Source organism: Actinoallomurus sp. CA-142502 (genome assembly GCF_050936355.1).
Lineage (GTDB): Bacteria > Actinomycetota > Actinomycetes > Streptosporangiales > Streptosporangiaceae > Actinoallomurus > Actinoallomurus iriomotensis.
Window position 1 is genome coordinate 9,361,726 of the sequence record NZ_JBNJMY010000001.1, and the last position, 18,006, is coordinate 9,379,731.

An 18,006-nucleotide genomic window follows, 5' to 3' on the forward strand; every position below is an offset into this window, starting at 1 on the left:
GACGGTGTCGGGGCGCGGAAGCCGCCTGGCCGTGGCCTCCGGGGCCTCGGAGGGAAGAGAGGGCGGTCTCGGGACCGGCGTCCGTCGGCCAAGGTCCTTGTCGCCAGGGGCCGGGCGCGAGCCGAGTCGTGCGACGCGGCCGACCGCGGGTCGCGGTGTCTTTTGTATCGACTCTACCCAAGTGATTCCCGTTAGAGCAGGTCAGAGCCTTTCTTTGCGAGGTCTTCACTCCTCGCGCCCGCGGCTCGCACCGGCCGATCCGGGCGTTCGGCGCCGTCTTCGGCGTCGTCTTCCGCGGGCTCCACCGGGATGGCGGCGAGAACGGACGTGCCCCCGCCGGGCGGGCTGATGATCTCTATGGTCCCGCCGAGCGCCTCGACCCGATCTTTCAGGCCGACGAGGCCGGACCCCCGGGTGAGGTCGGCTCCGCCACGGCCGTCGTCGCGGACCGACAGCCGTACGGCCCCGTTCTCCAGGCTCAGGTCGACCCGTACCTCGGAGGCCCGCGCGTGCTTGGCGACGTTCGTCAGCGCCTCGGCGGCGGTGTAGTAGACGGCGACCTCGACGCGTTCGGGCAGGCGTTCCGCGAAGCCCGTGCCGAGCCGTACGGTGACGGGTGAACGCCGGGCGAGGGAACGCAGCGCGGGGCCGAGGCCGCTCCGGCCGAGGATCGGCGGGACGATGCCGCGCGAGACCTCCTGCAGGTCGTCCAGCACGCCGGACAGATCGTCGACGAGGGCGGACATCTGCGCCCTGAGGCGTTCCTGACCGGGGGCGACCGCGGTCTCGAGCGTACGGACCCGGAGCGCGAGCGCGACGAGCCGCTGCTGGGCTCCGTCGTGCAGGTCGCGTTCGATGCGGCGGCGGCTCTCGTCGGCGGCCGCGACCACGCGGGCCCGCGACGCGAGGAGGTCGCTGCGGCTCTGGGCGCCCGCGATCGCGGTACCGACGAGTTCGGTGAACTGCCGCATCCGCTCTTCGGTCCCCCCCGGCGGCGGTTCCTCGTCCATCGAGTGCAGGAACATCGCGCCCCAGACGCGGCCCTCGACCTTCACCGGGCAGCCCACCACACAGCGGATCCCCGCCTGGCGCGCCCAGACCCCGATCGCGCTGGTGGCGCGCTCGTAGTCGCACATCCGCGCCGGGCGTTCGGTGTTGCGCGTCGCGGCCGTGACGGTGCCGTCCTCGACCGGCCAGCGCCCGCCCATGGGCGGCATGGCCCTGGGCACGCGCGGGTCGCTCCAGTGGCCGACCACCCGCGCCGTCTCGTCGGGCTCGAACCGGATGATCGACGTGTGCTCCACCTTCAGAACGCGCCCGACCTCGGCGGCGACGGCGTCGAACACCTGCGCCGGCGAGACCCCGCACGCGACCAGCGTGGCGACGCGCCGCAGCGCGCGCTGCTCGTCGGCGAGGGCGTCGGCGAGGTCGGCGGCCTGCCGGATCGGGCGGACGACCAACCGGGGAAGGAAGGCGACGAACGAGACGAACAGCAGCGCCGCGGCCGCGCAGACCACCGCGGAGACCGTCATCCTCCGCGCCACCTCGGCGGCGTGCCGCCCGGAGCCGGCGACCGCGTTCGTCCGGGTCGCCTCGAAGCCCGCGCTCCGCTCCCGCAACGAGGAGAGCCGCGACAGCCCCTGGCCGTCACGCACCATGGCGCGCGCCCCGGCGGGATCGCCGCGGGCGGCGTTCACCAGGGGGGTGAGCCGGTCGCGCACGTAGGCGTCGTCGGCCTGAACGATCTCCCGGGCCAGGCGGGCCTCGTCCGGGTCGACCCGCGCGGTGAGCCGCGCGAAGTTCGCCCCCTCTCCGGAGAAGGCGGCCCGCTCGGCGTCGTAGGCGCGGAGGTAGGCGGGAGCACCGGTGAGCGCCAGGGCACGCGCGTCCCCATCGAGGGCGAGCACGAGCCGGTCGAGCCGGTCGGCGGAGATCAGCACGGCCGCGGACCGCCGGGCGGTCGCATCGGCGTCCCGCAGGGCGGTCACCGCCGAGAACAGGAGCGCGAACGCTCCGATCATCGGCAGCGCCATGACACCGCCGACGAGGATCAGCCGAAAGGCCGGCCCCCTCCGCCGCACGATCCTCCACCTTGGGCCCGGGCCCGGCACCCTCACGCTCACCTCCTGATCGATACGGCAGGCGGTCCAGGTGGCCACCGGCGGCAAAGCGGCAATGTCGCCATGCTCCGCGAAGCCCCCCGTCCCCACATCGGCCGGTCGGGCAGGTTGTACGCCCTGCCGGGAACGTCCCGGGCAGGCCGTACGGCCGGGTCGGGCGAGTTTGGAATGGCGTTCGGCCGGGCGTCACAGGGCGTAGCCGTCGCGCATGGGTTTGTACAGGGCAGGCCACCCCCGGACACCGCCGAATCCCGCCAGCCGACCCGACCTGCGGATATAGCGCCACTAACGATTCAGCTTCAGGAAAAATCACGCGCAATCACCTCTGATTTAGAGGTACTTTTCGTACCTGTCCCCCGAGCCATCTCCTGTGGAGACGGTGGCGCTTGCCCGGATTCCTTTCGCCGACAGGAAGAGTTGCGTGTGCTGATCCGACTTCTGCGCGCCTATCTGCGCCCGTACCGAAAGCCGTTGGCGCTCGTGGTGGTGCTTCAGCTGGTGCAGACCCTGGCGACCCTGTACCTGCCGAGCCTGAACGCCGACATCATCGACGACGGCGTGGTCAAGGGCGACACCGGCTACATCATGCGGACCGGCGGCATCATGCTCGCCGTCGCTCTCGTACAGATCGTCTGCTCGGCGACCGCGGTCTACTTCGGCGCCCGTACGGCGATGGCGCTCGGCCGTGACGTACGGGCGGGGATCTTCAATCGCGTGCAGGAGTTCTCCGCGCGTGAGGTGGGCCGGTTCGGCACGCCGTCCCTGATCACCCGGACCACGAACGACGTGCAGCAGGTCCAGATGCTGGCCCTGATGACGTTCACGATGATGGTGTCGGCGCCGATCATGGGGGTCGGCGGCATCGTGCTGGCGCTCAACCAGGACGTCGAGCTGTCCTCGCTGCTGCTGGTCAGCGTGCCGGTGCTCGGCGTGGTGATCAGCCTGATCATCACTCGGATGCGCCGGCTGTTCCGGCTGATGCAGGAACGCATCGACACGATCAACCGGGTCCTCCGCGAGCAGATCGGCGGCGTCCGGGTGATCCGGGCGTTCGTACGGGACCGGCCCGAGCAGGAGCGGTTCGCCACCTCCAACACCGAGCTGCTCGAGGTCTCGCTCGGCACCGGGCGGCTGATGGCCCTGATGTTCCCGACGGTGATGCTCGTCGTCAACGTCTCCAGCGTCGCGGTGCTGTGGTTCGGCGGCCACCTGATCAACGACGGGTCGATGCAGATCGGCGCGCTGACCGCGTTCCTCAGCTACCTCATGCAGATCATGATGTCGGTGATGATGGCCACCTTCATGTTCATGATGGTGCCGCGCGCCGAGGTGTGCGCCGAGCGCATCCAGGAGGTGCTGGAGACCGAGCCGAGCGTCGTCGCGCCGGACGAGCCGGTCCGTACGCTCGCCGTGCACGGTCATCTGGAGCTGCGGGACGCCGAGTTCCGCTACCCCGGCGCCGAGCAGCCCGTGCTGAGCGGCATCGACCTGGTCGCGCGGCCGGGCGAGGTCACCGCGATCATCGGGTCGACGGGCAGCGGCAAGACCACGCTGCTCAACCTGATCCCCCGGCTCATGGACGTCACCGCCGGCACCGTGCTCGTCGACGGCATCGACGTGCGCACGCTCGACCCGGACGTCCTGTCGGAGGCGGTCGCGATCGTGCCGCAGAAGCCGTACCTGTTCTCCGGCACGGTCGGCTCGAACCTCCGGTACGGCAAGCCCGACGCGACCGACGAGGAGATCTGGCACGCCCTGGAGATCGCGCAGGGCCGCGACTTCGTCGAGCGCATGGACGGCGGCCTGGACGCCAAGATCGATCAGGGCGGCACCAACGTCTCCGGCGGCCAGCGGCAGCGCCTGGCCATCGCCCGGGCGCTCGTACGCCGGCCCGAGATCTACCTGTTCGACGACTCCTTCTCCGCCCTGGACTACGCCACCGACGCGGCGCTGCGGGCGGCGCTCGCCGCCGAGACCTCCGACGCGACCGTCGTCATCGTCGCCCAGCGCGTCTCCACCATCCGGCACGCCGACCGCATCATCGTCCTCGACGAGGGCCGCGTCGTCGGCACGGGCACCCACCACGAACTGATGGACACCAACGAGACCTACCGGGAGATCGTCCTCTCCCAGCTCACCGAGCAGGAGGCCGCATGAGTCGCCCCGCTGGGGAACGTCCCGTACCGGGTCGCGGCCCGGGACCGGCACCCGGTACGGCCCGTGGACCGGCCGCGTTCATGGCCGGGCGGTCGGTCGAGAAGTCCCTGGACTTCCGGGGATCGAGCCGGCGGCTGCTGCGCATGCTGCGGCCCGAGCGGCCGCTCATCATCGTCACGCTGCTGCTGGCCGTCGCCAGCGTCACCACCACCGTGATCGGTCCGCGCATCCTCGGCCGGGCCACCGACCTGATCTTCGCCGGAGTGGTCGGCCGTCAGGCGCCGGCCGGGCTCACCAAGGCCCAGATGGTCGCGCACCTGCGCGCGAGCGGCCAGACGACCCTCGCGGACATGCTCAACTCGATGGACTTCGTGCCGGGTCACGGCATCGACTTCGGCAAGGTCGGCACGGTGCTGCTGGTCGTGCTGGCCCTCTACGTGGTCGCCGCGGTGTTCGGGCTGCTGCAGGGCCGGCTCACCACGACGATCGTGCAGCGGTCGATGTACCGGCTGCGCGAGGAGGCCGAGACGAAGCTGGCCCGGCTGCCGCTGGGCTACTTCGACCGGCAGCCGCACGGAGAGGTGCTCAGCCGCGTCACCAACGACATCGACAACCTCCAGCAGACGCTGCAGCAGACGCTCAGCCAGATCCTGACCTCGCTGCTCACCATCGTCGGCGTGCTCACCCTGATGATCGTCATCTCGCCGCTGCTGGCGCTGATCGCGCTGGTGACCGTGCCGGTGTCGGTCTTCGTGGCGGCGCGGATCGGCAAGAAGGCCCAGCCGCAGTTCGTCAAGCAGTGGGCGACGACCGGCCGGCTCAACGGGCACATCGAGGAGATGTTCACCGGGCACGCGCTGGTCAAGGTCTTCGGGCGGCAGAAGGAGTCGCGGGAGACCTTCGAGCGGCACAACGAGACCCTGTACGCCGCCAGCTTCCGCGCCCAGTTCATCTCCGGCATGATCCAGCCGGCGATGATGTTCATCGGCAACCTCAACTACGTGCTCGTCGCCGTCGTCGGCGGGCTGCGGGTGGCCTCGGGATCGCTGTCGCTGGGCGAGGTGCAGGCGTTCATCCAGTACTCCCGGCAGTTCACCCAGCCGATCACGCAGGTGGCCAGCATGGCGAACCTGCTCCAGTCGGGGGTGGCCTCGGCCGAGCGGGTGTTCGCGCTGCTGGACGCCGACGAGCAGGAACCGGACCCGGTGACGCCGGTACGCCCGCAGGACGTACGCGGACGGGTGGCGTTCGAGCACGTCTCGTTCAGCTACGACCCGGAGATCCCGCTGATCGAGGACCTGTCCCTGACGGTCGAGCCGGGGCAGACGGTCGCGATCGTCGGCCCGACCGGGGCCGGCAAGACCACGCTGGTGAACCTCCTGATGCGCTTCTACGAGGTCACCGGCGGCCGGATCACCCTCGACGGCGTCGACGTCGCCGAGATGACCCGCGAGGACCTGCGCGCCCGTACGGGCATGGTGTTGCAGGACGCCTGGCTGTTCGGCGGCACGATCGCGGAGAACATCGCGTACGGCGCGGCCGGCGCGACCCAGGAGCAGATCGTGGAGGCGGCCCGCGCCACCCACGTCGACCGGTTCGTCCGTACGCTGCCGGACGGCTACGACACGGTCATCGACGACGAGGGCGCCAACGTCAGCACGGGCGAGAAGCAGCTGATCACCATCGCCCGCGCGTTCCTCGCCCGGCCGTCGATCCTGATCCTGGACGAGGCGACGAGCTCGGTCGACACGCGCACCGAGGTCCTCATCCAACGGGCGATGAACTCCCTGCGGGAGGGCCGCACCAGCTTCGTCATCGCCCACCGGCTGTCCACGATCCGGGACGCGGATCTGATCCTCGTCATGGAGTCGGGGAGCATCGTCGAGCAGGGCACCCACGACGAGCTGCTCAAGGCGGAAGGGGCCTACGCCCGCCTGTACACGGCGCAGTTCGCGCAGGCCGTCGTCGAGGTCGACTAGTAACGAGAGGGCGGTTTCGACGTTTCGAAACCGCCCTCTCTCCGTATCAGCGGCGCAGCCGCCGGAAGCTCCGCACCGACAGCGGGAAGAAGATCGCCACGATCAGCAGCGGCCACGCGACCGCCATGGGCAGCGCGTGGTGGACGATCCACGAGTCGCCGCCCCAGCCGGGGTTGCCGAACAGCCGCCTGGTGGCCGAGATCGTGGCGGACAGCGGGTTCCATTCGGCGATGGCGCCCAGCCAGCCGGGCATCGTCGCCGGGGAGACGAACGCGTTGGCCAGGAAGCCGATCGGGAACTCCAGCGTGCGCACCGCCGTGACCGCCTCGGGGTTGCGGTGGAACGTCAGGCCGAGGTAGACGCCCACCCACACGAACGCGAACCGCAGCAGCAGGAGCAGGCCGACCGCGAGCAGCGCGTCGCCCAGGCCGCCGCGGGCCCGCCAGCCGACCGCCAGCCCGCACGCGATCATGGCGGCCAGCGCGAGAGCGGAGTTGAGCATGTCGGCGGCGGCGCGGCCGACGACCACGGCCGTCGGCGCCATCGGCATGGAGCGGAACCGGTCCGTGACGCCCCGGGCCGCGTCGGTGCTGACCGAGACCAGCGTGGCCCCGATGCCGAACACCATGGTCATCGCGAACATGCCCGGCATCAGGAATTCGAGGTACCGCCCGTCCCCGGGCGTCCTCATCGCGCCGCCGAACAGGTACCCGAACATCAGCACGATCATGATCGGGAACAGCACGCTGCCGGCGATGACGGCGCCGGGCCGGCGGGCCCAGTGCGTGAGGTCGCGGCGGGTGACGGTCCAGCCGTCCGCGACCGCCCACCGCATCCGGTCGAGCGGCCCGCGCGGAAGCGCCGGGGCCGGCGTGGTGGGGGTCATCGGCTCGCCTCCGCGTCGACGCGGTCGCCCGGCGCCGCGGTCAGGTGCAGGAACACCTCGTCCAGGGTGGGGCGGCGCAGCGCGATGTCCTCGGCCACGACGCCCTCGTCCCGGAGCGCGCGGGCGGCCTCGGCCAGGGCGGCGACGCGGTCGGCGGGCGGGCGCACGGGCACGCTGACCCGACGGGTGTCCTCGTGGGTCTCCGGTCGCGCGCCGAGCGCCCGGCCGACGACGGCCGCCGTCGCGGGCAGGTCGGCGACGTCGCGCACCACGACGTCGAGCCGATCGCCGCCGAGGGCGGCCTTCAGCCGTTCCGGGCCGCCCTCGGCGATCACCCGCCCGGAGTCGATCACCGAGATGCCGTGCGCGAGCTGGTCGGCCTCCTCCAGGTACTGCGTGGTGAGCAGCACCGTGGTCGTGCCGTCGGCGACCAGTGAGCGCACGGCCGCCCAGACCTCGTTGCGACTGTGCGGGTCCAGGCCGGTGGTCGGCTCGTCCAGGAACAGCACCGGCGGCGCGACGATCAGCCCGGCGGCGAGGTCGAGGCGACGGCGCATCCCGCCCGAATAGTCCTTGACGGCCTTCCGCCCGGTGTCGGCCAGCCCGAACCGCTCCAGCAGCTCGTCCGCCCGCCGCGCGGCCGCCCTCGCCCCGAGGTGGTACAGGCGGCCGAACATCGTCAGGTTCTGCCGCCCGCTGAGCGCCTCGTCCACGGCCGTCTGCTGCCCGACCAGCCCGATCCGGGCGCGCACCCGGTCGGCCTGGCGCCCCACGTCGTACCCGGCCACCTCGGCCCGCCCGCCGTCGGACCGCAGCAGCGTGGTCAGCACCCGTACGGCCGTGGTCTTGCCCGCGCCGTTGCGGCCGAGCAGGCCATGCACCGTGCCCGCCCGTACGGCCAGGTCGAACCCGTCGAGCGCGGTCGTGCCGCGGAAGCGTTTGCGCAGCCCCTCGGCGACGACCGCGTAGTCGGTCAAGCTCATGAGCCCCATCTCTCTACGCCGTATAAAGTTGGACGCACAGATTACCTTACGCCGTAGAGAGTTCAAGCCGGCCTGCTGACGCAAGGACAATGGCGGGGTGACGACGGAGTACAGCGCCGCGGGCGACCCGAAGCGCAGCCTCGAGCTCCTCTGGGGCGCCGAGGGGCGCGACGACAGACCCGGCAGACCCGGCCCCAAGCCACGGCTGACCGTGGACGGCATCGTGCGGGCCGCGATCGAGATCGCCGACACCGAGGGGCTGGCCGCCCTGTCGATGCGACGCGTCGCCGAACGCCTCGGCGTCACCGCCATGTCCCTCTACACCTACGTGCCGGGCAAGGCCGAGCTGATCGACGTCATGCTGGACCGGGTCTACGGCGAGACCACGACGCCGGCCGCGCCCGAGGACGGCGACTGGCGGGCCCGGCTCCAGGCGATCGCACGGGACAACCGGGCGCGGTACCTCCGCCACCCCTGGCTCCTCCAGGTCGCCACCAGCCGCCCGGTGCTCGGCCCCAACGAGACGGCCAGGTACGACCGCGAGCTACGCGCCGTCGACGGCCTCGGCCTCTCGGACATCGAGATGGACCTGGTGGTCAGCGTGCTGTCCGACTACGTCCACGGCGCGGTACGAGGCGCGGTCGAGTCCGCGCAGGCGCAGCGGCGCACCGACCTGACCGACGAAGAGTGGTGGCAGGCCCGCGCCCCGCTCCTGGAGAAGGTGCTCGACGTCACCCGCTTCCCCACGGCCACACGCGTCGGCGCCGCCGCCGGGGCCGAGTACGGGTCCGCGCACGACCCTGCGCGCGCGTTCGAACTGGGCCTCCGACTGATCCTCGACGGCCTCCAGGCCCTCATCCAGGCCCGCTCCGACGAGTCCGGATGAACCCGTCGCCGGCCCCGGTCACGGCTCGGGAAGGATGAGCGGCCCGGCCGCCTCCGAGGCGGACGCGAGGCCGGGGCCCAGGTCGCGGGCCAGCGTGGTGGCCAACGCGCGGAAGGCCCGTACCTGCGGGCGGATGTCGTCCCTCCGGCTGGCCAGCACGCTCTGCGCCCAAGGCGCGTCGATCACCGGGACGAACCTGATGCCGGGCCAGCGATAGAGCCGGGAGAAGGAGTACAGCGCGGCCCCGATCGCCCGCCCGGCCGAAGCACTGGTGAGCACGTCCTGGATGGTCGCCGCCTCGTCGACGCCGCACCGTGGCGACATGCCGTTGCGCGCCGAGGCGAAGTACAGGTAGTCGGTGAACACCCGGGGCACGCCCTCGGGCAGCCCGACGAAGGCCAGGTCGAGCACGTCGCTCAGACGCAGCGCCTCCGCGTCGCCGACCGGGCCGGCCGTGGGCAGGATCAGCACCCGGGGCTCGGTGGTGAGCACGTCCACGTTGAGGCGCTCGTCGTCGGGCCGCGGGCGGACGAACGCCAGGTCGACCCGGTGCTCGGTCAGCGCGGTGGTGTGCTCGGCGAAGGCGAGGCTCTCGACGATCAGCGGGATGGTGGGCTGCGCCCTGCGGAAGGCCCTCAGGATCACGGGCGTCAGCTCGGCCGAGCCGGGAGCCATCACGCCGACGCGCAGCGGGAGATCGTCGTCGGTGCGCAGATCGGTGACGGCGTCGGTGGCGGCGTTCGCCGCGGCGAGCATCGTACGGGCGTGGGGCACGAGGCGCTCGCCCGCCGGGGTCAGCGCGATCGGTGAGCGTTCGAGGAGCTGCACGCCCAGCTCGCGTTCGAGCCGCTGGATGTGGCCCGTCACCGCGGGCGGCGACAGGAACAGCCGGGCGGCGGCGCGGGCGAACTGGCCCTCCTCGACGACCGCCAGGAACGACGCGAGTTGCCGTAGTTCCACGGTTCTCACCGTACGTGACCGGCCGTCCGGCGCCTGAGGGCGATTCAACTTTCGTGAACTTCGTCCGCTCCTTCGGCCACGCGGCGTTATACCGGAAGCGTGACCGCGAACACGTTTTCCCCGGCACCGGGCCCCTCGGCATCCCTGGGCCATGCGTTTCGCCGTCGGCGCGGCGGGTCCCCGGCCCGCCGCCGGTCCGCTCACCGCCGTCACCGCCCAGCCCTGGTCACTTCCCCCATCGGCGCTCGCGTCCCCACGCTCGCCGGCCAGGGTCTTCCGCCGCACCGGTGGCGGCGGTGAGCGCCTCATCTCTCCTATAGGCCACATTCCCGGCATACGGGATGTCTCGGAATCGACCTCACACTTTGGGTGATGGTTCAGTTACCGACGGAGAAGAAGGTAACGCTTCCGGGCGATTGAAGCAGCGAACGCCTGTCACCACCATGAAGCTGCGCTTTCACCTGCACATCAGACGTACCGGAAGGACCGATCACATGGCGAGTGAGTTCCAGAGGAAGAAGATCGCCGGGGTGTTCGAGGCGATGGACGCCGACGGCGACGGCTTACTCCAGGAGGCCGACTTCGCGGCCCTGACCGCACGCTGGATCGCCATCCGGGGGACGAGCGGCAGCGTCCGGCTGACCTCGATCATGATGGGCTGGTGGGACACGCTGCTGGCCGCCTCCGACGCCGACCGGGACGGCAAGATCACCCTCGATGAGGTCCTGCTGGTCGTCGACCGGCTCGGCGGCATGCCCGGAGCGGTCACCGACACCGCCGAGGCGATGTTCGTGGCCGTCGACGAGGACGGCGACGGGCGCATCTCCGCCTGGGAGTACAACCGGCTGATCGAGGCATGGAGCGGCCGCCCGACCGACACCGACGAGGTCTTCCCCCTGCTCGACCTCGACGGCGACGGCCACCTGTCACGCGAGGAGTTCGTCCGGCTGTGGACCGACTTCTGGGCCGGCGACGACCCCGCGGCACCCGGCACGTGGCTGTTCGGGCGCTTCGAACTCCCGGTGGGCTAGTGCCCGTCCTCAGTGCAGGACCCAGCCTCCGTCCACGCACACGGTCTGACCGGTCATGAAGGCGCTGTCCGGGCCGGCGAGGAAGCTCACCACGTTCGCGATGTCCTCGGCCAGGCCCCGGCGCTGGAGCGCCTGACGCGACAGGGCCTGCCGCTCCATCGCCTCCTGGTCCGGGTAGGCCTCCAGCTCCTCCTCGGTCCGGATCGCGCCCGGCATCACGGAGTTGACCCGTACGCCCGCCGGCCCGAGGGCGCGGGCCATCGAGCGGGTGAAGCCCAGCAGGCCCGCCTTCGTGGTGGCGTACGGGACCGAGTCCGCCGCGCCGATCCGGGCGAGGACGCTGCTGACCGTGACGATCGCGCCGCCCTCGGCCGGCGATTCGCCGAAGGCGCGCCGCGCGCACAGCCACGCGCCGGTGAGGTTGACCCCGAGGATCCGGTCCCAGTCGGCCTCGGTGAGATCGGTCCACTCCGTGCGCCGGGTCACCGCCGCGTTCGTCACCAGCACGCCGATCCGGCCCAGCTCCTCCTCGCAGCGGCCGAACATCGCGTCCACCGCGCCGGCCTCGGCGATGTCCGCGACGTACACCGCGGCCGTGCCGCCGTCGTCGCGAATCCCGGCGGCGACCCGGTCGGCCGTGGCGACCATCCGCTCCTCCGGGTGGGAGTTGATCGCCACCGCCATCCCGTCCCGCGCGAGCCGCCGCGCGGTCGCCGCCCCGATGCCCCTCGACGCACCCGTCACCAACGCCACCCGCTCCGGCATCCGCCCCGCCTCTCTCTCACACCGTCCGACGACCAAGAGTCTGGAGCAGCGGACGGGAGCCCGGCCAGACGCCGGACGACCGAGGCCGTCCATCGACTTTTTGCAATCAAAAGTCGGCCTCTTGCGTTGCCTTGTCGGCGAATCTAATCTCTGTGATGCGTCCCACATGCCTCCCCCAGGCACGTGCCCCCTCCAGAGCGCCGACCGTGCGCGGTCGGCGCTGTCGCAGACGAGAGGCGCAATGAGACCCCACCACACCCGCCTGCGGCTGATCGCCGCCACCGCCGTGATCAGCCTGTTCGCCGCCCTGGGACTGGCGTCCCCCGCCGCCGCGTCCCCCGTGCCCTCCTCGCCCCGTCCGGCCGCCGACACCGACCTCGCCGCCGGAAAGCCGATCACCGCCTCCTCGCACGTGTACGACTTCGTCGAGACGAACGCCAACGACAACAACGTCGGCACCTACTGGGAGAGCGCCTCCGGCGCGTACCCGGCCACCCTGAGCGTCAACCTCGGCGCCAAGGCCGTCATCAGCTCCGTCGTGATCAAGCTCAACCCCGACCCGATCTGGGCCGCCCGTACGCAGACGATCGCGGTACTCGGCCGGGCGACGCACTCCGGCGGCTACACCACCCTCGTCGGCGCCAAGAGCTACTCCTTCGACCCGAACAACGGGGCGAACACCGTGACGATCCCCGTCTCCGCCACGGTCGCCGACGTGCAGCTGGCGTTCACGAGCAACTCCGGCGCGCCCGGCGGGCAGGTCGGCGAGCTCCAGGTCATGGGCTCCCCGGCCCCGGCGCCCGACCTGACGATCGGCGACATGTCGTGGACCCCGTCCTCTCCCGTGGAGACCGACACGGTCACGCTCAAGGCCACCGTGAAGAACATCGGCACCGCCGCCTCCGACGCGACGAACGTCAACTTCTACCTGTCCGGGCAGAAGGCCGGCACCGCGTCGGTCCCCGCGATCGCCGCGGGCGCCTCGGCCTCGGTGTCCGCCTCGGTCGGCACGCGGACCGCCGGGACGTACCAGCTCGTCGGCAAGGTCGACGAGTCCGACACCGTGCTGGAGCTGAACGAGAACAACAACACGTACACGAACCCGGCCTCGCTGGTCGTCTCGCCCGTCGCCAGCTCCGACCTGGTCGCCTCGTCGGTCAGCTGGACGCCGGGCAACCCGGCGAGCGGAAACAACGTGTCGTTCAGCGTGACCGTCAAGAACCAGGGCACCGTCGCCTCGGGCTCGGGTTCGCACGGGATCACGCTGTCGCTGCTCGACGCGAACAACTCCGTGGTCAAAACGTTCACCGGCTCGGTCAGCGGGACGATCGCCGCGGGCGCCACCGCCGCACCGGTCACCCTGGGCTCGTGGACGGCCGTCAACGGCAAGTACACCGTCAAGACCGTCCTCGCGAACGACCCGAACGAACTGCCGGTCAAGCAGGCCAACAACACCAGCACGACGCCGTTCTTCGTCGGCCGCGGCGCGAACATGCCCTATGACGCCTACGAGGCCGAGGACGGCGTCCTCGCGGGCGGCGCGACGATCGTCGGCCCGAACCGGACCATCGGCGACCTCGCCGGTGAGGCCTCGGGCCGCCGGGCGGTCAAGCTGGCGAGCACCGGCGCCAGCGTGGAGTTCACCACCAAGGCGTCCACCAACACCCTGGTCACGCGGTTCGCCATGCCGGACGCCTCCGGCGGCGGCGGGATCAACTCCACCCTGGACGTCTACGTCAACGGCACCTTCCTCAAGGCGATCGACCTGACCTCCCACTTCGCCTGGCTGTACGGCGACGAGACCAGCCCGAACAACGCGCCGAGCTCGACGCCCCGGCACATCTATGACGAGGCGCACGCGATGCTCGGCACCACGGTCCCGGCCGGCAGCAGGATCAGATTGCAGAAGGACGCGGCCAACACGGCCGCGTACTACTCGATCGACTTCATCGACACCGAGCAGGTCTCCCCCATCGCCAACCCCGACCCGGGCAAGTACACGGTGCCCGCCGGGTTCACCCAGCAGGACGTGCAGAACGCCCTGGACAAGGCCCGCCAGGACCCGAGCCTCGTCGGCGTCTACCTGCCCGCCGGCACGTACCAGACGTCGAGCAAGCTCCAGGTGTACGGCAAGGCGATCAAGATGGTGGGCGCGGGCCCCTGGTACACGCAGTTCCAGGCGCCGACCGGCCAGGAGAACACCGACGTCGGCATCCGGGCCGACTCGTCGGCGAACGGCTCGACGTTCTCCGGGTTCGCCTACTTCGGCAACTACACCTCGCGCATCGACGGGCCGGGCAAGGTGTTCGACCTGCAGAACGTCGCGAACGACACGATCGACAACATCTGGGTCGAGCACATGGTCTGCATGTACTGGGGCAACAACACCGACCACATGACGATCACGAACGACCGCATCCGCGACACCTTCGCCGACGGCGTCAACATGACGAACGGCAGCTCGGACAACCTGGTGTCCAACGACGAGGCCCGCTCGACCGGCGACGACAGCTTCGCGCTGTTCGCCGCGACCGACTCCGGCGGCACCGGGGAGAAGAACAACACCTACCAGAACCTCACCGCGATCCTGCCGTGGCGCGCGGCCGGCGTCGCCGTGTACGGCGGGCAGGACAACACCGTCAAGAACGTCTACATCGCCGACACGCTGACCTACTCCGGCATCACGATCAGCTCGCTCGACTTCGGCTACCCGATGGAGGACTTCGGACCGGACCCGACGAACTTCGGCAACATCTCCATCGTGCGGGCGGGCGGCCACTTCTGGGGCGCGCAGACCTTCCCGGGGATCTGGATGTTCTCGGCCTCGAAGCAGTTCCGCGCGATCCGGGTCAGTGACGTCGACATCATCGATCCGACGTACTCGGGGATCATGTTCCAGACCGACTACAGCGGAGGGCGGCCGCTGAACCCGGTCACCGACACCGTGCTGACCAACATCACGATCAGCGGCGCGCACAAGAGCGGCGACGCGTACGACGCCAAGTCCGGCTTCGGGATCTGGGCGAACGAACTGCCCGAGTCCGGCCAGGGCCCGGCGGTCGGCTCGGCGACGTTCAACAACCTCAAGCTGAGCGACAACGCCGTCGACATCCGGAACACGACGTCGACGTTCACGATCAACGTCCAATAAGGGGAGGCGGACGGCCCCGGCGCCTTCCAGGCGCCGGGGCCACGCGCCGTCCAGGCGCGTACGGCGGGCTATTGGAAGCCGTAGACGTGCTGGTCGGTGGAGCAGCGGTTGTCTGGGCAGGCTCTGGTGGTTTCGGTGACCTGCTTGGCGTTAAGTCCGCCTGGAGTTCGCCGGTCAGGAGTCGGACGGCTGTGGGGAGCGCGGCCGTCCGGGCCACCGGCGTCAGGGGCACCGCTCGCGCCTGGGCAGCGGGGACGGCGAGGAGGCCGATGGCCGCGGACGGGCCAGCCGCTGAGGCGCCCACGGCCGGGATCTTCACTGTGGTACCACCTGAGCTCGGAGATTGAACGCTCCACGGCTGGAGTGAGCGCTCCACCGCCCCCGCTGTGGCGGGGGCAGTGGAGCCGCCGGCGCTGTCTTGGGGTGTCAGTAAGTGAGGACGACGCAGCCGTTCGCGCCGGGGAAGCCGCGCCGGTAGGGGGCAGGAGCCGAGTCGGCGCCGTTTCCGCCTCGGCCGACACCGGCGGGGCAGGCGCTGGAGACCCCGGCGCCGGGCGCGCCTCCGGGGCCTCCCGTGTCTTTGACTCCGGCCGTGCCGGCCTGGCCGAAGTTCTGACCGGCGTCGTCACCGGCGCACCAGGTGGCGTTCATACCTCCCGCGCCGCCGGCGTTGTCGTGGCCGCCGGGGCCGGTATGGCCGCCGCCGCCGGCGTCGGCGCTGGCGCCGCCGGCGTCGGCGTAGGCGACGGAGGAGGCCGTCCCGGCGAGACCGTCGCCGTTCGGTGCGGCACCGCCGGTGCCGACGGTGATGGTCATCTGGTCACCGGGATGGACGGCCAGCGTGCAGAACGACGTGGCGCCCCCGCCCCCGCCACTGCCAGAGGACAGGTAGACGGTATTGGATGTCCCCATGCTGCCGCCTCCCCCAGCACCGGTCAGGACGACCCTGATCCGGGACACACCGGTGGGCACGGTGAAGGTGTTCGTGCCCGGCGCGGCGTAAACCCTTTGGGTCTGGGCGTAGGCGGGAACGGTCCCGGCCGTCGACAGCAGTACCCCGGCCGCCGCCGCGACGCCCACGGCGCCTCCTCGGACGCGGCAGAAGAGGTTGCCCGTGCGGCGACCGGGCTGCGGTGTGTGGGTGTGCATGCACTCTCCCATGTGATGGTTACCTATGGTGTCGGAATGACTACACAGAATAACCATCACTCGGGACGGCGAAGCCCAGCAACTCCGGGCGTACGGCGCGCCGGCGCCACTCCGCGGCCGGGTCCCGGACAAGGCGTCGCGTCCGCAGGTCGAGCAGGCCGCTCACGTGCTTCAGCTCCGCGGCGACCGTCCCGTCGATCCGGCGCAGGACGTGCCGCACCTCGTACGTCCGGCCCGGCCGCCAGGCCCAGGCGCAGGAGACGTCGACCGTGTCGCCGCCGCGCAGCTCGGCCCGGTAGTGGATGACGGTTTCGAGGTTGACCGGGCCCATGCCGTCGGCGATCAGTTCGTCCACCGAGACCCCGGCCGCCTGGACGCAGGCGAACCGTGCGTGGTCGGCGTACTGGTGGTAGACCGCGCCGTTCACGTGCAACTGCGCGTCGAGGTCGTAGAGCCGCACGTCGAGGCGTACGGAGAAGGGGTCAGAGCTCATGGCCGGGCTCCTGTTCGGCGAGCCACCGCACCGATCGGGTGGTCAGGTAGCGGAGCCCGTCGTCGCGGACCTCCAGCCAGTCGCCGCGGACCCAGCCCCCGGCCGCCTGGGGGGAGAAGCCGTGCCGGCGGAAGAGGTCGCTGGCCTCGGCGCGGGTCAGACCACGCCGGCCCCAGGCGACCATGAGGTCACGGTGGCGCTCCTCTTCGGACCGCTCCCCCGTGCCGCCGTCGAGCGCGTCCGCCAGCGCGGTCAGACCCTTGCTGATCTGCCGCAGCGCGGCGGCGACCTGAGTCGACTCCATGGCCGAATAGCATAAGCGATCGATAGCGATCGCCATAGCGATGAAGGAGGCTAAGCGGCGCTGCGCGCACTGACCGGCCGGCGACGGAGGGCCGAATCCCGCAGGGCGGGGGGCAGGTAGGCCTGGTCGAGCGTGCCGACATCGGTGCCGGGCGGGACGATCTCGTCGATCCGGTCGAGGATCTCGTCGGTGAGGGCGACGTCGAGGCCGCCGAGAAGGTCGTCGAGGTGGTCCATCGTGCGCGGTCCGATGATCGCGCTGGTCACGTCGGGGTGCGCGATGGCGAACGCCGTCGCCAGGTGGGTCAGGCGCATGCCCGCCTCGTCGGCGAGGGAGGCGAGCCGCTCGGCGACGTCGATGCGGCGCTCGTCGTTCAGGTGCTTGACCAGGCCCGCGCGGCGCAGGTCGTTCGGCCGGCCCCTGCGGACGCGGCCGGTCAGCATTCCCTGCCCGAGCGGCCCCCACACCAGCACGCCCATCCCGTGGCGCCGCACGGTCGGCAACACCTCGCGCTCGATGCCGCGGCTGAGAATCGAGTACGGCGGTTGTTCGGTGTGGAACCGTTCCAGTCCGCGCCGCTCGGCGACCCACTGCGCCTCGACCAGGTCCGATGCCGGTATTCCGGACGTCCCGATCGCGCGGACCTTTCCGCTGTGGATCAGGTCGGAGAGCGCCGACAGCGTCTCCTCGACGTCGGTCGCGGGGTCCGGCCGGTGGATCTGGTACAGGTCGATGTGGTCGGTCTGGAGGCGGCGCAGCGAGTCCTCGACCGCCTTCATGATCCAGCGCCGTGAGGCGCCCTGCCGATTGGGATCGTCGCCCATCGGGCGGCTCACCTTGGTCGCGAGGACGACGTTGTCCCGGCGCCCCTTGAGCGCCTTGCCCACGACCTCCTCGGAGTCGCCGTAGGCGTCGGCGGTGTCGATGAAGTTGATCCCCGCGTCCAGCGCCTTGTGGATGACGCGGGCCGAGTCGTCGGGATCGGGGTTGCCGACGGACGTGGCGAACATCAGTGTGCCGAGCGCGTACGGACTGACCTTGATCCCGGTCCGGCCGAGGGTGCGGTACTGCATGCGATCACTCCTGAGATGACGGCCGATGCCCTATCCTCGACCTAAGTGGAAAGCTCTTCCGGAACTATA

At 71.0% G+C, this 18,006-nt stretch carries 14 protein-coding genes; 5 read left to right on the plus strand and 9 right to left on the minus strand.

Annotation, left to right across the window (positions count from 1 at the left end; genetic code table 11):
• Positions 1 to 191: 191 nt before the first annotated feature.
• The gene (locus tag ACQEV1_RS43680; protein ID WP_433402821.1) at positions 192 to 2,081 is read right to left on the minus strand and encodes a GAF domain-containing protein; all 1,890 of its coding nucleotides are present in this window, start codon (positions 2,079 to 2,081) and stop codon (positions 192 to 194) included.
• Between the two features lie 462 nt (positions 2,082 to 2,543).
• Here ACQEV1_RS43680 and ACQEV1_RS43685 point away from each other — a divergent pair, with 462 nt between their 5' ends.
• On the plus strand, positions 2,544 to 4,277 hold the full coding sequence (locus ACQEV1_RS43685; protein WP_433402824.1) for an ABC transporter ATP-binding protein: 1,734 nt from the start codon (positions 2,544 to 2,546) through the stop codon (positions 4,275 to 4,277).
• The gene (locus ACQEV1_RS43690) at positions 4,274 to 6,256 is read left to right on the plus strand and encodes an ABC transporter ATP-binding protein (protein ID WP_349497999.1); all 1,983 of its coding nucleotides are present in this window, start codon (positions 4,274 to 4,276) and stop codon (positions 6,254 to 6,256) included. Before ACQEV1_RS43685 ends, ACQEV1_RS43690 begins: the two co-directional genes overlap by 4 nt.
• A gap of 46 nt (positions 6,257 to 6,302) precedes the next feature.
• Here the strand turns inward: ACQEV1_RS43690 and ACQEV1_RS43695 are convergent, their stop codons facing one another.
• Both ACQEV1_RS43695 and ACQEV1_RS43700 read right to left on the minus strand, forming a co-directional pair.
• Complete coding sequence (locus ACQEV1_RS43695) at positions 6,303 to 7,142, minus strand: ABC transporter permease (RefSeq protein WP_433402827.1); 840 nt, start codon at positions 7,140 to 7,142, stop codon at positions 6,303 to 6,305.
• On the minus strand, positions 7,139 to 8,125 hold the full coding sequence (locus ACQEV1_RS43700; RefSeq protein ID WP_433402830.1) for an ATP-binding cassette domain-containing protein: 987 nt from the start codon (positions 8,123 to 8,125) through the stop codon (positions 7,139 to 7,141). The genes ACQEV1_RS43695 and ACQEV1_RS43700 overlap by 4 nt, the downstream gene beginning before the upstream one ends.
• Before the next feature lie 97 nt (positions 8,126 to 8,222).
• Between ACQEV1_RS43700 and ACQEV1_RS43705 the strand changes: the two genes are divergently transcribed.
• Positions 8,223 to 9,011 carry a TetR/AcrR family transcriptional regulator gene (locus tag ACQEV1_RS43705; protein ID WP_285627269.1) on the plus strand — a complete coding sequence of 263 codons (789 nt, stop codon included), beginning with the start codon at positions 8,223 to 8,225 and terminating at the stop codon, positions 9,009 to 9,011.
• An 18-nt stretch (positions 9,012 to 9,029) separates the two neighbouring features.
• Here ACQEV1_RS43705 and ACQEV1_RS43710 read toward each other — a convergent pair whose 3' ends face one another.
• Positions 9,030 to 9,971 (minus strand): LysR substrate-binding domain-containing protein, encoded by a 942-nt coding sequence (locus tag ACQEV1_RS43710; RefSeq protein ID WP_433402833.1) that lies wholly within the window; start codon positions 9,969 to 9,971, stop codon positions 9,030 to 9,032.
• Positions 9,972 to 10,465: 494 nt separating this feature from the next.
• Here ACQEV1_RS43710 and ACQEV1_RS43715 point away from each other — a divergent pair, with 494 nt between their 5' ends.
• Positions 10,466 to 11,002, plus strand: coding sequence for an EF-hand domain-containing protein (locus ACQEV1_RS43715; RefSeq protein WP_433402836.1), 537 nt, complete (start codon positions 10,466 to 10,468; stop codon positions 11,000 to 11,002).
• A gap of 9 nt (positions 11,003 to 11,011) precedes the next feature.
• Here the strand turns inward: ACQEV1_RS43715 and ACQEV1_RS43720 are convergent, their stop codons facing one another.
• Complete coding sequence (locus ACQEV1_RS43720) at positions 11,012 to 11,767, minus strand: SDR family NAD(P)-dependent oxidoreductase (protein ID WP_433402839.1); 756 nt, start codon at positions 11,765 to 11,767, stop codon at positions 11,012 to 11,014.
• A 241-nt stretch (positions 11,768 to 12,008) separates the two neighbouring features.
• Here ACQEV1_RS43720 and ACQEV1_RS43725 point away from each other — a divergent pair, with 241 nt between their 5' ends.
• Complete coding sequence (locus ACQEV1_RS43725; protein ID WP_433402841.1) at positions 12,009 to 14,918, plus strand: CARDB domain-containing protein; 2,910 nt, start codon at positions 12,009 to 12,011, stop codon at positions 14,916 to 14,918.
• A 426-nt stretch (positions 14,919 to 15,344) separates the two neighbouring features.
• Here ACQEV1_RS43725 and ACQEV1_RS43730 read toward each other — a convergent pair whose 3' ends face one another.
• The 4 genes from ACQEV1_RS43730 to ACQEV1_RS43745 are packed head-to-tail and all read right to left on the minus strand — an operon-like array spanning position 15,345 to position 17,937.
• Entirely contained in the window at positions 15,345 to 16,067 is a 723-nt protein-coding gene (locus ACQEV1_RS43730) for a hypothetical protein (protein WP_433402844.1), read from the minus strand.
• Positions 16,068 to 16,107: 40 nt separating this feature from the next.
• Positions 16,108 to 16,560 (minus strand): acyl-CoA thioesterase, encoded by a 453-nt coding sequence (locus ACQEV1_RS43735; protein WP_433402846.1) that lies wholly within the window; start codon positions 16,558 to 16,560, stop codon positions 16,108 to 16,110.
• Positions 16,550 to 16,864 carry a hypothetical protein gene (locus tag ACQEV1_RS43740; RefSeq protein ID WP_433402848.1) on the minus strand — a complete coding sequence of 105 codons (315 nt, stop codon included), beginning with the start codon at positions 16,862 to 16,864 and terminating at the stop codon, positions 16,550 to 16,552. Before ACQEV1_RS43740 ends, ACQEV1_RS43735 begins: the two co-directional genes overlap by 11 nt.
• A gap of 50 nt (positions 16,865 to 16,914) precedes the next feature.
• Complete coding sequence (locus ACQEV1_RS43745) at positions 16,915 to 17,937, minus strand: aldo/keto reductase (protein WP_433402851.1); 1,023 nt, start codon at positions 17,935 to 17,937, stop codon at positions 16,915 to 16,917.
• Positions 17,938 to 18,006: the final 69 nt, after the last annotated feature.